Here is a 12,931-nt window from a genome sequence, read left to right as displayed (position 1 = left end):
TGAGGTGCTGGCCCACCGCCGAGGTCCTGGTCGGCCGAAGTCCCGGCGGAGCCCCGGGAACCTTCCGGGGCTCCGCCTCCTCCGGGAACACCCCACCGGACCGCCGGTGATCCAGGTCCCGAACCCTGATGGATCCCGGCACACCCGGCCGGTGAGACCTCTCCGCGAACCTCACCGGCCGGTCGGGGGGACGCCTGCGGCGCCCGCACATGCGCCGCAGGCGTCACTCCCCTTTCCAGCCACCGTCGTGAAAGGCCATCATGAGCCCGCCGGGCGGCCCACCGGCCCCCGGCCGTGATGCCCCTGCCGCCCACGGGCGCGGAAGGAAGCCATGGACGCCGACCCGCCGACCTCCGTCCCCGCCGGAGCCCCGACCGGGCACACCGCGCTCCTGGACGGCCTCCGCGACGACCTGTACGCGGAGCTGGACCGTCGGCCCGCCCTGGTGGTGGTCACCGGCGCGGCCGGGGTGGGAAAGAGCCGCCTGGTCCGCGAACTCCTCACACGGACACCGCTGTCGGACACCCCCGCCCTGGTCGCCCGCTGCCGGGCGTCGGACGCCCCCGCCCCGTTCGCACCGCTCGTCGAGGCGCTGGCCCGGTGCCGGCCCCCGGCGGAGGGCCTGCCTCCGGTGACCGGTGCGCTCCGGGGGCTGCTGCCCGAGCTGGCCGGCCTCCTGCCGCCCGCACCGCCCCCGGTGGGCGATCCGCGCGCCGAACAGCACCGCCTCGTCCGGGCACTGTGCGGGCTGACCACATCCCTGGGGAGGGCGGTTCTCGTCGTGGAGGACGTCCAGTGGGCCGACGACGGCACCGCCGCCTTCCTCCGTACGCTCGTCTCCGACCCGCCGCCGCACCTGGGACTGGTGCTCACCGCGCGCGGCCGGGACGGTGACGCGTTCCCCCTCCCGCTGCGCCCGCCGTCCCATGTGGTGGCGGCCGAGCGGCACCTCGAACCGCTGTCGGTGGCCGGGACGGGTGCGCTGGCCGGCGGTCTGCTCGGCGGGCGGGCGGTGCCCGGGGAGTTGGCGGAGGAGCTGCACCGGTGGACGGGCGGCCTTCCGTACGTGATCGAGGAGATGCTGCGCCACCGGCCCGATCCCCTGGCGCAACTCACCGGAGCGGACGGGGACGGAGCTCCGGAGCCGCCGCTGCCCGCCTCCGTACGCCGACTCGTGGTGGAGGGGCTGCGCCGCCTTCCCCCGGACGCGCGGAAGGTGGCCTCGGCGGCCGCGGTGCTCGACGGCCCCGCCCCCGTACACCTGCTGGGAGCGGTCGCGGGGCTGGGCGAGGAGGAGACCCGCCGTGCGCTCACCGCGGCGCTGGAGGAAGGTGTCCTGCGAGCGGCGGGGGACGTGGGGGGCGGCGCTTACGCCTTTCCCTACGCGCTGGCGCGCAGAGCGGCGTACGAGGCGGTCCCGGGGCCGGAACGGCCCGTCCTGCATCTGCGCGCGGCCCGCGCCCTCGCCCGGCACGCCTCGCCCCTGCCCCTCGTGCGCATCGCCGGGCACCACCGGCTGGCCGGCCGCCCCGCGGAGGCGGTGCGGTGGCTGGAGGCGGCCGCGGACCGGGCCGCCGGGAACGGGGACGCCGGTGCGGCCACCGACCGCTATCTGGCCGCCCTGCGCGGCGGGCCCCCGGCCGTCGTCCGCGACCGGGTCGCGCTGAAGCTGGCCCGCGTCGCCCTCAACGCCCGCCCCGGACCCCAGGTGCCCGCCGCCCTGCGGCAGGTGCTCGACGGCTGCTCCCTGGGCCCGGGGCCGAGCGGCGAGATCCGGCTCCTCCTGGGGCTGCTGCTGCGCAACCAGTCGGGTTCCGGCCTGGAGGCGCTGGAGGAGATAGCGCGTGCCGTCCCGGATCTCCTCACCGTCTCGCCGGGGCAGGCCGCACGCGCCCTGGCGATCATCGCCATCCCCTCCCTCAAGGGGTGGCCGCTCGGTGAGCACCGGCGGCTGCTGGCCGAAGCGGAACGGCTGCTGCCGCAGGTGGACGGGGACGACCTGCGGGCGGCCGTCCTGGCCAACCGGGCCACCGCCCTGGCCCTCATGGGCGATCCCTCGGCATGGGACGCGGTGGCCGAGCTGCCCGACACCCTCAGTGGCGAGGCGGCTGCCCGGGTGCACGCCAATCTGGCGGGGGCCGCGACCGCCCTCGGCCATCCGGAACGCGCCCGGGCCTGCCAGACCCGCGCCTGGCAGGCGGTCCGGACCCACCACGCCCCGTACCTCGAAGCGTTCGTCGAGACCACGGACATGCTCACCGCCTTCACCCGCGGCCGGTGGACCGGGCTGCTGGAGCGGGCGGAGCGCGCCGAGGAGCAGTACCGGGACGTGCCCGACTTCCATGCGGAGGCCCTCCTCGTCTGCGGGCTGCTGCGCCTGCACACCAAGGGGCAGACCGATGTGGCGCGCCGCCTCCTGGAGCGGGCCGTCCGCACCACCGCGCTGGACACCGGCATCGTGCTGACCTCCGCCGCGGCCGCCCAGGTCCGGGTCCATCTGGCGGCCGGCCGCCCCGCCCCGGCCGTGCAGGCGATGGAAGGGGCGCTGCACCACGTCCGCCGGACCGGTGCGTGGGTCTGGGCGAGCACCCTCGCGCCGACGGCCGTCCAGGCGCTGCTGCGGGCCGGCCACGCCGGGGAGGCCCGCCTCCTCGTCACGGAGCTGGCCGACGGCATCGCCCGCCGGGACGCGCCGGCCGCCCGGGCCGCCCTGCTGACCTGCCGGGCGCTGCTCACCGACGCGGCCGGACCGCAGCCGGGGACCGGCGGGGCCGACGCCCCGTATCTGACCGCCGTGGACGCCTGGACGGAGCTGGAGCGCCCCTACGAGGCCGCGTACGTCAGGGAGGCCTGGGGACTCCGGCTGCTGGCCGCGGGCACGGCGGGCGGGCGCACCGTGCTGCACGAGGCGATCGCGGCCTACCAGGACATCGACGCCGTATGGGATGTGCTGCGCTGTCAGCGGGGGCTGCGGGACCACGGCCAGGTCACCGTCCGCAGGCCCGGCGCGCTGGGGTACGGGGACCATCTGTCCCCCCGGGAGCGTGCGGTGGCCCGGCTCGCCTCGCTCGGCCTCTCGAACCGCGAGATCGCCCGTGAGCTGGTCCTCTCGCACCGGACGGTCGAGCACCACGTGGCCCGCGCCCTGCGGAAGCTGGGGGTGTCGTCCCGTACGGAGATCGGCTCGCAGCTCGGCCCGTGACCGGCCAGGTGCCCTGCGTCGAGGCGGCAGGGAACCCTCTTCGACGTCTCGCGATGATCAGCGGCCGACTCTTCGGGGGGCCGGGCGTCGGGCCGGGTGGTGGCGGGGCCGGCTCAGGGGTCCGTACGCCCCGGGCCGCCGAGCGCCCGGCGTATCCGGGAGAGGGCCGACTCCCCGCGCCTGGGCCGGGGGCCGCCGTGCACCCGGGGGTCGTCGGTGACGTCGTACCGCTTCACATAGGCGGCCAGGAACGCCTGGAGGGTGGCGACGGCGGGGATGGCGATCAGGGCGCCGACGGCCCCCAGCAGGGCCGTCCCCGCGATCACCGAACCGAAGGCGACCGCCGGGTGGATGTCGACGGTCCTGGCGGTCAGCTTGGGCTGGAGGACGTAGTTCTCGAACTGCTGGTAGACGACCACGAAGCCGAGCACCCACAGCGCGTACCAGGGGTCGACCGTGAAGGCGATCAGCATCGGCAGGGCGCCCGCCAGATACGTACCGATGGTCGGGATGAACTGGGAGACGAGCCCCACCCAGACCGCGAGCGCCGGAGCGTAGGGCACGCCGAGGGCGAGCAGCAGGATGTAGTGCGCGGCGCCGGAGATCAGGGCCATCAGACCGCGTGAGTAGAGGTAGCCGCCGGTCTTGTCTACCGCGATCTCCCAGGCGCGCAGCACCTCGGTCTGCCGGGCGGGCGGCAGCACGGAGCAGAGGGCGCGGCGCAGCCGGGGGCCGTCGGCCGCGAAGTAGAACGAGAACAGGAAGATCGTCAGCAGCCGGAACAGTCCGCCCAGGACCGTGGTGGAGATGTCGAGCACCCCGGAGGCGCTGTTCTGGACGTACTTCTGCAGCCAGTCGGAGTGCAGCAGGCTGTCCTGGACCTCGACCCGCGACAGCTCGGTGTGGAAGGTGTGGTTGACCCAGTTGATCACCGAGTCGATGTACTTGGGGAAGTCGTCGACCATGTCGACGATCTGGCCCGCGAGCATCGACCCCAGCAGGACGACGAACCCCGCACTGAAGATCATCAGGCCGATGAAGACGAGGAACGTGGCCAGTCCCCGGCGCATGCCGCGCGCCGACATCCGGCCCACCGCGGGCTCGATCGCGAGCGCGAGGAAGAACGCGATCAGCACGTTGGTCAGCAACCCGATGAGCTGGTCGAACGCCCAGCTGCCGAGCCGGAAGCAGGCGTAGAGCGCCAGGGCCAGCACCATCGCACGCGGCAGCCAGCCCGGCATCCGGGCGGGCCCCGGACCGGACGGCGGCGCGGGGGGCTCGGCGGGCGGGGTGGCGGGCGGCTGGGCCGGGACGGTCTCGTCTGTCGATGACACGGGACAAGTCTCGCCTACGCCACTGACAGCACGGCCCCCGGCCGGTCGGCGCGCGTACCGCTCGGGACGGGTGCCGGCCGGGACGGGCGGGTCAGCGCTTGTCTGCGGGGACGTCCATGGACGCGCAGACCGCACGCCAGACGTCCTTCGCCTCCCAGCCCGCGTCCAGCGCCTGGTGGACCGTACGGCCACCGAGTTCGGCCATCACATGGTCACGTGCGAAGGAGTCCGCGTACGCGGCACCGAAGTGGTCCGCCATCCGCTCCCAGAAAATCGTCAACCGCATGCCTTCAGTATCGCGCTCCTGAGAGTGCAGCCGGTCCGCCGGACCTGTGCCTGGGCCGCTTACCCCTCTACGGTCGGTCCCATGGCTGGAACCGGAGCACCTCCTCTCGCCCGTGCCGAGCACTTCATCTGGCTCACCGCCCGCGTCCTCGAACAGCGCAGGTTCGCCCACCGCTTCCTCGACGGCTCACCGGACCCCGTCGAGACGGCGCTGGCCGCCTACGGGAACGAGGACGGCGGCTACGCCCACGCGCTGGAACCCGATCTGCGGGGGCCGGTCAGCCAGCCGCTGCACACCGCCCACGCGCTGAGCGTCCTCGACTCGATCGGCCGCTGCGCCGGGCCGCGTGTGGAGCGGATCTGCCGCTATCTGAGCAAGGTGTCGACGAAGGAGGGCGCGCTTCCGGCTCTGCTCCCCACGCAGCGCGGCTATCCCGCCGCCCCGTTCGTACCCGTCGTCGACGACCCGCCGGCCGAACTGCTCGCGACCGGTCCGATCGTCGGACTGCTGCACCGCAACGAGGTGTGGCACGCCTGGCTGTTCCGGGCGACGGACTTCTGCTGGAGCGCCGTGGACGCCCTGGAGCAGTCGCACCCGTACGAGATCGAGGCCGCGGTCGCGTTCCTGGACGGGGTGCCGGACCGGACCCGTGCCGAGCGGGCGGCGGACCGGCTCGGCCGGCTGGTGCGCGCCCGGCGGCTCGCGGTGCTGGACCCGGCCCGGCGGGCGGAGTACCCGGTGGCACCGGGGTACGCACCGGGCGAGCACCACTTCCCGTACGACTTCGCCCGTACGCCGGAGTCACTGGCCCGCCGCTGGTTCACCGACGAGGAGCTGGAACGCTCCCTGGACCACCTGACGGCCGAGCAGCAGGAGGACGGCGGCTGGCCAGTCAACTGGCGCCGGTGGGCCCCCGGCACCGCGCTGGAGGGCAGGCCCCTGGTGACGCTCAGAGCCCTGGAGACGCTACGGGCCTACGGCCGTGCCCCGGGCTGACCGGGCTCCTCGGGGCCGTACCTTCGGGTGCCTCCCGAAGCCTCCGCCGCCCCCGGGGCACCGCTTCACCCCGCCAGTGCGCGGACGCCCGCCGTGACCACCACGGCGGCGCCGACGACCACCAGGAAGGGGGCGCGCAGGATCAGCGCGACCGCGGCGGCCGCGAGTCCGGCGGCCCGGGCGTCGAGGACGAGGTGCTGTCCGTCGCCGAAGGTCTGCTGTGCGGTGAGGGCCGCCAGCAGCGCCACCGGCAGCAGGGTCGCCATCCGCCGGACGAGCGGCCGCTCCAGCACTCCGGCGGGGACCAGCAGACCCGCGTACTTGGCGAGGTAGCAGCCCGCCGCCGTCAGCCCGATCGCTATCCAGACGTTCATGAGTCACGCCCGCCCTTCGTCCCCGTCGTCTTCTCCGGTGAGGCCGTCACCGTTCCCCGCCCGCGCCGGCCCATCAGGAAGAGGACGACGGGCGCGGCGAGCGCGGACAGCAGCACCGGTACACCGGCAGGCAGGACGGGCAGCAGCGTCAGCGCCAGCAGCACCGCGACCCCGGCGGTGACGCGTTCGACGGTGCTCCTGAGCATCGGCGCGAGCAGCGCGAGGAAGACGGCGGGGCTGGCCGCGTCCAGGCCCCAGGCCTCGGTGTCGCCCAGCGCCTCGGCCCCCATCGCACCCACCAGGGTGGTGAGGTTCCACAGCACGTAGAGGGTGAGCCCGGTGACCGTGAAGCCGATGCGCGCGGCCCGCCGGGTGGGCTGGGCCACGGTGACCGCGGTCGTCTCGTCGATCACCCAGTGGGCGGCGAGGGGCCGCACCGCCCGGGGAAGCACCAGGAGCTGCGAGAGGCGCAGCCCGTAGAAGGCGTTGCGGACACCCAGGAAGAACGCCCCGGCCGCCGCCGTGTACGGGTTGCCGCCCGCCGCCAACGCCCCGACCAGGGCGAACTGCGAAGCGCCGGTGAAGACGAAGAGGCTCAGGGCGCAGATCTGGAGCAGGCTGAGCCCGGAGCCGGCGGCGGTGACGCCGAAGGCGAAGCCGGAGAGACCGACGGCGACACCGACGGCGAGCGCGTCCCGTACGACGGCGGCGTCGGGCTTGCCCGGCGCGGGGGACGGGGCCGGGGCCGCCGGGGACGGCGGCCCGGCGGATATGGCACCGGTCGCGCCGGTGCTCTCTGGGAGTGCTGTCTGTTCTGCCACCCGCCGCACGTTACGGGGAGGGCCGGGATCCGGTCTTGTACGTTCTTGCGCTCCCCGTCCTCCTCGGGGAGGTGCCCTAGGAGGCGGGTCGCGCGCGCCGGTACACGCCCCGCTCGCGCTGGTACGCGCCGGGCGGCACCCCCACGATCCGGGTGAAGTGACGGTTGAGGTGCGGCTGATCGGTGAAGCCGACGACGGCGGCGGCCTCGGCGGGAGCGGTGCCCGCGTCGAGCAGCCGGCGGGCCCTGCGCACCCGGGCGTCGGTGAGCCAGGCGTGCGGAGGCATCCCGTACTCCTTCTTGAACGCCCGCAGCAGCGCGAACGGGCTGGTGCCCAGCTCGGCGGCGAGCGCCTCCAGCGTGGGCGGGGCGGCCATCCTCCCCTCCAGCGCGAGCCGGGCGCGTTCGGCGTCGCGTGCGCTCCCGGCCCGCGGCGTGGTGCGCGGGAGCACGCCGCCGTGCCGGTCGAGGAGACGGACGACCAGGACGCGCAGCAGGCTGTCGGCGGCCAGCGCGTTGCCCTCCTCGGCCGCTCGGTGCACCTGGGTGATCAGCCGGGCGGCGTACGGGTCGGTGGTGCGGCTCTCCCCGAACCACACGGTTCCGCGCAGCGATGTCACCTCGGCCGCGATGTCGTCGACCACCTGGGCGGAGGGGTAGAGCGTGTCGTACGTCCAGCCTCCGGGCTGCCCGGGGCGGGCGGTGTGCGGCACCTCCGGGTTGATCATCACCACGGTGCCGGGGATCGCGTGGACCGTGCCGCCGGGCAGCCCCACGTCCTCCACCCCGCCGGTGACCGCACCGAGCACGTACCCCTCGTGGCTGTGCCGGGGGAAGGTGTGGCGGACGTACCGGGCGCGCAGCAGATCGAGGTCGGGCAGCTCCGCGTACGTCCAGTGCCGCGCCCACTCCGTCGCCCGATCCGCTCCCGCCATGGCCACATTCTCGCAGGTCCCGGCCGTGCGACGCAGAGCGGGCGAGGGGGGCCGGGTGGTGTCGGGCGGCCCGTTGTCAGTGGCGGGGTGCACGATGGGGGACATGACCGGCTCCGCTCTCGACGCCTTCTCGCCCGCGACCCGCAGCTGGTTCGCCGGTGCCTTCAGCGCGCCCACCGCCGCGCAGGAAGGCGCCTGGCGGGCCATCGGCGAGGGCAGCGACGTGCTGGTGGTCGCGCCGACCGGTTCCGGGAAGACGCTGGCCGCGTTCCTCGCCTCGCTGGACCGGCTGGCCGCCGGCCCGCCGCCCGCCGAGGCGAAGAAGCGCTGCCGCGTGCTGTACGTGTCCCCGCTCAAGGCGCTGGCGGTCGACGTGGAGCGGAACCTGCGCTCCCCGCTGACCGGCATCCGCCAGGAGTCGGTGCGCCTCGGCCTGCCCGAGCCGGAGGTGCGGGTGGGCATCCGGTCCGGTGACACCCCGCCCGCCGAGCGGCGCTCCCTGGTGACCCGGCCGCCGGACATCCTGATCACCACGCCCGAATCGCTGTTCCTGATGCTCACGTCCTCCGCCCGGGACGCGCTGGCGGGCGTCGAGACGGTGATCCTGGACGAGGTGCACGCCGTCGCCGGTACGAAGCGCGGCGCCCATCTCGCGCTCTCCCTGGAGCGGCTCGACGAGCTGCTGCCCCGGCCCGCCCGGCGGATCGGACTCTCCGCGACGGTCCGCCCGGTCGGGGAGGTGGCCCGCTTCCTGTCGCCGCAGCGCAAGGTGGAGGTCGTCCAGCCGCCCTCCACCAAGGAGTTCGACCTGTCGGTGGTCGTCCCGGTCGAGGACCTGGGCGAGCTGGGAGGTTCCCCGGCCACCGACGGGGACGCCGCCCAGGCCGAGAAGCCCTCGATCTGGCCGCATGTCGAGGAGCGCATCGCGGATCTCGTCCAGGCGCACCGCTCCACCATCGTCTTCGCCAACTCCCGGCGACTGGCCGAGCGGCTGTGCAACCGGCTGAACGAGATCGCGTACGAGCGAGCCACCGGCACCGCCTTCGACCCGGACAACCCCGTCCCCGCGCTCCCGGAGGCCCACGCCCCCGCCGAGATCATGGCCCAGTCCGGTGCGGGCAAGGGCGCTCCCCCGCTGCTGGCCCGTGCCCACCACGGATCGGTCTCCAAGGAGCAGCGGGCCCAGGTCGAGGAGGACCTCAAGGCCGGGCGGCTGCCCGCCGTGGTGGCCACCTCCAGCCTGGAGCTGGGCATCGACATGGGCGCGGTCGACCTGGTGGTCCAGGTCGAGTCCCCGCCCTCCGTCGCCTCCGGCCTCCAGCGGGTCGGCCGTGCCGGACACCAGGTGGGCGCGGTCTCCACCGGCGTGGTCTTCCCGAAGTACCGGGGCGATCTGGTGCAGGCCGCCGTCGTCACCGAGCGGATGCGCGAAGGGGCCATCGAGGCGCTGCGCATCCCGTCCAATCCGCTGGACGTGCTGGCCCAGCAGCTGGTCGCCATGGTGGCCCTTGACAGCTGGCAGGCCGACGACCTGCTGGCCCTGGTCCGCCGGGCCGCCCCCTTCGCCTCGCTCCCCGAGTCGGCGTTCACCGCCGTTCTCGACATGCTCGCCGGACGCTATCCCTCCGACGCCTTCGCGGAGCTGCGCCCCCGGGTCGTCTGGGACCGCGTCGGCGGTACGGTCACGGGCCGCCCCGGCGCGCAGCGGCTCGCCGTCACCTCCGGGGGCACCATCCCCGACCGGGGCCTCTTCGGGGTCTTCCTGGCCGGGGCCGACCCGAAGAAGGGCGGCGGCCGGGTCGGCGAGCTGGACGAGGAGATGGTCTACGAATCCCGCGTCGGCGACGTCTTCACACTGGGCACCACGTCCTGGCGGATCGAGGACATCACCCGCGACCGGGTGCTCGTCTCCCCCGCCCCGGGTGTTCCGGGACGGCTGCCGTTCTGGAAGGGCGACCAGCTGGGCCGCCCGCTGGAGCTGGGCCGCGCCCTGGGGGCCTTCCTCCGCGAGATCGGCGGGCTCTCCGAGGAGGACGCCCGGCTCCGGCTGCTGGCCGCCGGGCTGGACGCCTGGGCGGCGGACAACATCCTGGCCTATCTGGACGAGCAGCGCCGGGCCTGCGGCCATGTCCCGGACGACCGGACGATCCTGGTGGAGCGGTTCCGCGACGAGCTGGGCGACTGGCGGGTCGTCGTGCACTCCCCCTTCGGCGCCCAGGTGCACGCCCCCTGGGCGCTCGCCCTCTCCGCCCGCCTCGGTGAGCGGTACGGGATGGACGCCCAGGTCATGCACGCCGACGACGGGATCGTGCTGCGGCTCCCCGACGCGGACATGATGGGCCTGGATCTGCTCGACTTCGACGCCCCGGCCGCCACCCCGGACACGGGAAGCGGGAAGGCGGCTCCGCAGCCCTTCTCGTACGACAACGAGCAGCCGCCGGTCGGCGCCACCGACGTCCTCTTCGACCAGGGTGAGGTGCAGCAGATCGTCACCGACCAGGTCGGTGGCTCGGCGCTGTTCGCCGCCCGCTTCCGCGAGTGCGCCGCCCGGGCCCTGCTGCTGCCGAGGCGCTCGCCCGGCAAGCGCACCCCGCTCTGGCAGCAGCGCCAGCGCGCCTCGCAGCTGCTCCAGGTGGCGTCAGAGTTCGGTTCGTTCCCGATCGTCCTGGAAGCCGTCCGCGAGTGTCTCCAGGACGTCTTCGACGTCCCCGGGCTCACCGAGCTGATGGGGGACCTGGAGGCGCGCCGGGTCCGGCTGGTCGAGGTCACCACCCAGGAGCCCTCCCCGTTCGCCCGCTCCCTGCTCTTCGGTTACGTCGCGCAGTTCCTGTACGAGGGCGACTCACCGCTGGCCGAGCGGCGGGCCGCCGCCCTCTCGCTGGACTCCCGTCTCCTGGCGGAGCTGCTGGGCCAGGCCGAGCTGCGCGAGCTGCTCGACCCCGAGGTCCTCACCGAGCTGGAGCGGGAGCTCCAGTGGCTCACCGAGGACCGCCGGGTCAAGGACGTCGAAGGGGTCGCGGATCTGCTGCGCGTGCTGGGCCCCCTCACCGAAGCCGAGCTGGCCGAGCGGGGCGCCGAGCCCTCCTGGGCTCCGGAGCTGGCGACCGCCCGCCGGGCGATCCGGGTCCGGATCGCCGGGACGGACCACTGGGCGGCGATCGAGGACGCGGGGCGGCTGCGGGACGCGCTCGGCACGGCGCTCCCGGTCGGGGTGCCCGAGGCGTTCACCGAGCCGGTGAAGGATCCCCTGGGCGATCTCCTCGCCCGCTTCGCCCGGACGCACGGCCCGTTCACCGCCGCCCGGGCCGCCGAGCGGTTCGGCCTGGGCACCGCCGTCACGGACGGTGCGCTGCACCGGCTGGCCGCCGCGGGCCGGACCGTGCAGGGCGAGTTCCACCCGGCGGGCATCGGCCAGGAGTGGTGCGACGCCACGGTCCTGCGCCGGCTCCGCCGCCGTTCGCTGGCCGCGCTCCGCCAGGAACTGGAGCCGGTGGAGCCCGCGGCGCTCGCCTCCTTCCTCCCGCAGTGGCAGCACTTCGGCTCCAGCAGTCTCCGGGGCATCGACGGACTGGCCCGCGCCGTGGAGCAGCTCCAGGGGGCGCCCGTTCCCGCCTCGGCCCTGGAGAAGCTCATCCTGCCGAGCCGGGTCAGGGGGTACACCCCCGCGATGCTGGACGAGCTGACGACCACCGGCGAGGTGATCTGGGCCGGGGCCGGGGCGCTGCCCGGCAAGGACGGCTGGCTCTCCCTCTACCCCGCCGACGGCGCGCCCCTGCTGCTGCCGGCACCGCACCCACTGGAGCTGTCGGCGCTCCACGAGTCCCTGCTCACCACCCTGGCCGGGGGGTACGGCCTCTTCTTCCGGCAGATCGCCGACCAGGTCCGGGCCACCACCCACCCGGACTGCTCCGACCAGCAGCTCGCCGACGCGCTCTGGGAGCTGGCCTGGTCGGGCAGGCTGACCAACGACACCCTCGCCCCGCTCCGCTCGCTCCTCGGCTCGGGGAGGACGGCGGGCTCCACCGCCCACCGCGCCCGGCGCAGTGTGCCGCGCGGGCGGTACGGCTCCCTCACCGCGGCCGCCCGGCCCGCCTCCCGCACCGGCCCGCCGACGGTCTCGGGCCGCTGGTCGCTGCTGCCCCCACGCGAGCCCGAGCCGACCCACCGCGCCCACGCCCTGGCCCGCACCCTGCTCGACCGGCACGGCGTGGTGACCCGGGGCGCGGTCCAGGCCGAAGGGGTGGAGGGCGGCTTCTCCGCGACGTACCGCATCCTGGCCGCCTTCGAGGACAGCGGCCAGGCCCGGCGGGGCTACGTGGTGGAGGGGCTCGGGGCCGCCCAGTTCGCGATGGACGGGGCGGTGGACCGGCTGCGGGCGGCCGCCACGGCCCGCGACCGCCGGGCCCCGGGCACCGCGCCGCAGGCCCTGGTGCTCGCCGCCGCAGACCCGGCCAACGCGTACGGCGCCGCGCTGCCCTGGCCGGAGTCCCCGGACGGCGCCGGACACAAGCCCGGCCGCAAGGCGGGGGCCCTGGTGGTCCTCGTCGACGGCGAGCTGACGCTCTACATGGAGCGCGGCGGCAAGTCCCTGCTCGCCTGGCCCTCCGACCCCGAGTCCCCCGCACTCCTGGCAGCGGCCGAGGCCCTGGCCGCCGCCGCCCGCGCCGGGACCCTGGGCACGGTGACGGTGGAGCGGACGAACGGGGTCTCCGCCCTCACCTCGCCCCTGGGGCGGACGCTGGAGGCGGCAGGCTTCCTCGCCACCCCGAAAGGCCTGCGCCTGCGAGCCTGACCCGGGCGTGCCCCGGCCCAGAGGGAGGGACCGCCCCGGGCGGGCCAGGCCGCACCCACCGCCGCCGCTCCGTAACCGCCCCTCCACCCCGGCCACCCGGCACCCACCACGGCGCAACCGGCCCTCCTCGTCCCCACCGTCCATCGCCGCACCACGCCTCACCCCACCGAGGCACCCGCGCGCCCATCATGG

General features: G+C 75.1%; 8 protein-coding genes. 3 read left to right on the top strand and 5 right to left on the bottom strand.

The genetic code is table 11. From position 1 onward, the window contains the following. Positions 1-331: 331 nt before the first annotated feature. Positions 332-3,202, top strand: coding sequence for an ATP-binding protein (locus ACQ9ZG_RS25910; protein ID WP_499281272.1), 2,871 nt, complete (start codon positions 332-334; stop codon positions 3,200-3,202). 113 nt (positions 3,203-3,315) lie between these two features. Here ACQ9ZG_RS25910 and ACQ9ZG_RS25905 read toward each other — a convergent pair whose 3' ends face one another. Together ACQ9ZG_RS25905 and ACQ9ZG_RS25900 are read right to left on the bottom strand one after the other, a co-directional pair. Beyond that, positions 3,316-4,443 (bottom strand): AI-2E family transporter, encoded by a 1,128-nt coding sequence (locus ACQ9ZG_RS25905; protein WP_109914316.1) that lies wholly within the window; start codon positions 4,441-4,443, stop codon positions 3,316-3,318. Positions 4,444-4,627: 184 nt separating this feature from the next. Further along, a complete protein-coding gene (locus tag ACQ9ZG_RS25900; RefSeq protein ID WP_019765274.1) occupies positions 4,628-4,822 on the bottom strand; it encodes a DUF3046 domain-containing protein in 195 nt (64 codons plus the stop codon). Between the two features lie 81 nt (positions 4,823-4,903). Between ACQ9ZG_RS25900 and ACQ9ZG_RS25895 the strand changes: the two genes are divergently transcribed. After that, positions 4,904-5,818 carry a hypothetical protein gene (locus ACQ9ZG_RS25895; protein WP_028419031.1) on the top strand — a complete coding sequence of 305 codons (915 nt, stop codon included), beginning with the start codon at positions 4,904-4,906 and terminating at the stop codon, positions 5,816-5,818. Positions 5,819-5,883: 65 nt separating this feature from the next. On the opposite strand, the gene ACQ9ZG_RS25890 is transcribed toward ACQ9ZG_RS25895, so the two are convergent. The 3 genes from ACQ9ZG_RS25890 to ACQ9ZG_RS25880 form a co-directional block, all read right to left on the bottom strand. Further along, positions 5,884-6,192: an AzlD domain-containing protein gene (locus ACQ9ZG_RS25890; protein ID WP_109917307.1), complete on the bottom strand. Its 309-nt coding sequence runs from the start codon at positions 6,190-6,192 to the stop codon at positions 5,884-5,886. Further along, complete coding sequence (locus ACQ9ZG_RS25885; RefSeq protein WP_258312412.1) at positions 6,189-7,013, bottom strand: AzlC family ABC transporter permease; 825 nt, start codon at positions 7,011-7,013, stop codon at positions 6,189-6,191. Before ACQ9ZG_RS25885 ends, ACQ9ZG_RS25890 begins: the two co-directional genes overlap by 4 nt. Positions 7,014-7,089: 76 nt before the next feature. Next, positions 7,090-7,947 (bottom strand): AraC family transcriptional regulator, encoded by an 858-nt coding sequence (locus ACQ9ZG_RS25880; RefSeq protein WP_499281271.1) that lies wholly within the window; start codon positions 7,945-7,947, stop codon positions 7,090-7,092. Between the two features lie 103 nt (positions 7,948-8,050). Here ACQ9ZG_RS25880 and ACQ9ZG_RS25875 point away from each other — a divergent pair, with 103 nt between their 5' ends. After that, positions 8,051-12,739, top strand: a complete 4,689-nt coding sequence (locus ACQ9ZG_RS25875; protein WP_499281270.1) for an Lhr family ATP-dependent helicase — start codon at positions 8,051-8,053, stop codon at positions 12,737-12,739. Positions 12,740-12,931: the final 192 nt, after the last annotated feature.

It is taken from the genome of Streptomyces araujoniae (genome assembly GCF_050871195.1).
Taxonomy (GTDB): Bacteria; Actinomycetota; Actinomycetes; order Streptomycetales; family Streptomycetaceae; genus Streptomyces; species Streptomyces bacillaris.
This window is presented reverse-complemented; position numbering and strand designations above follow the sequence as displayed.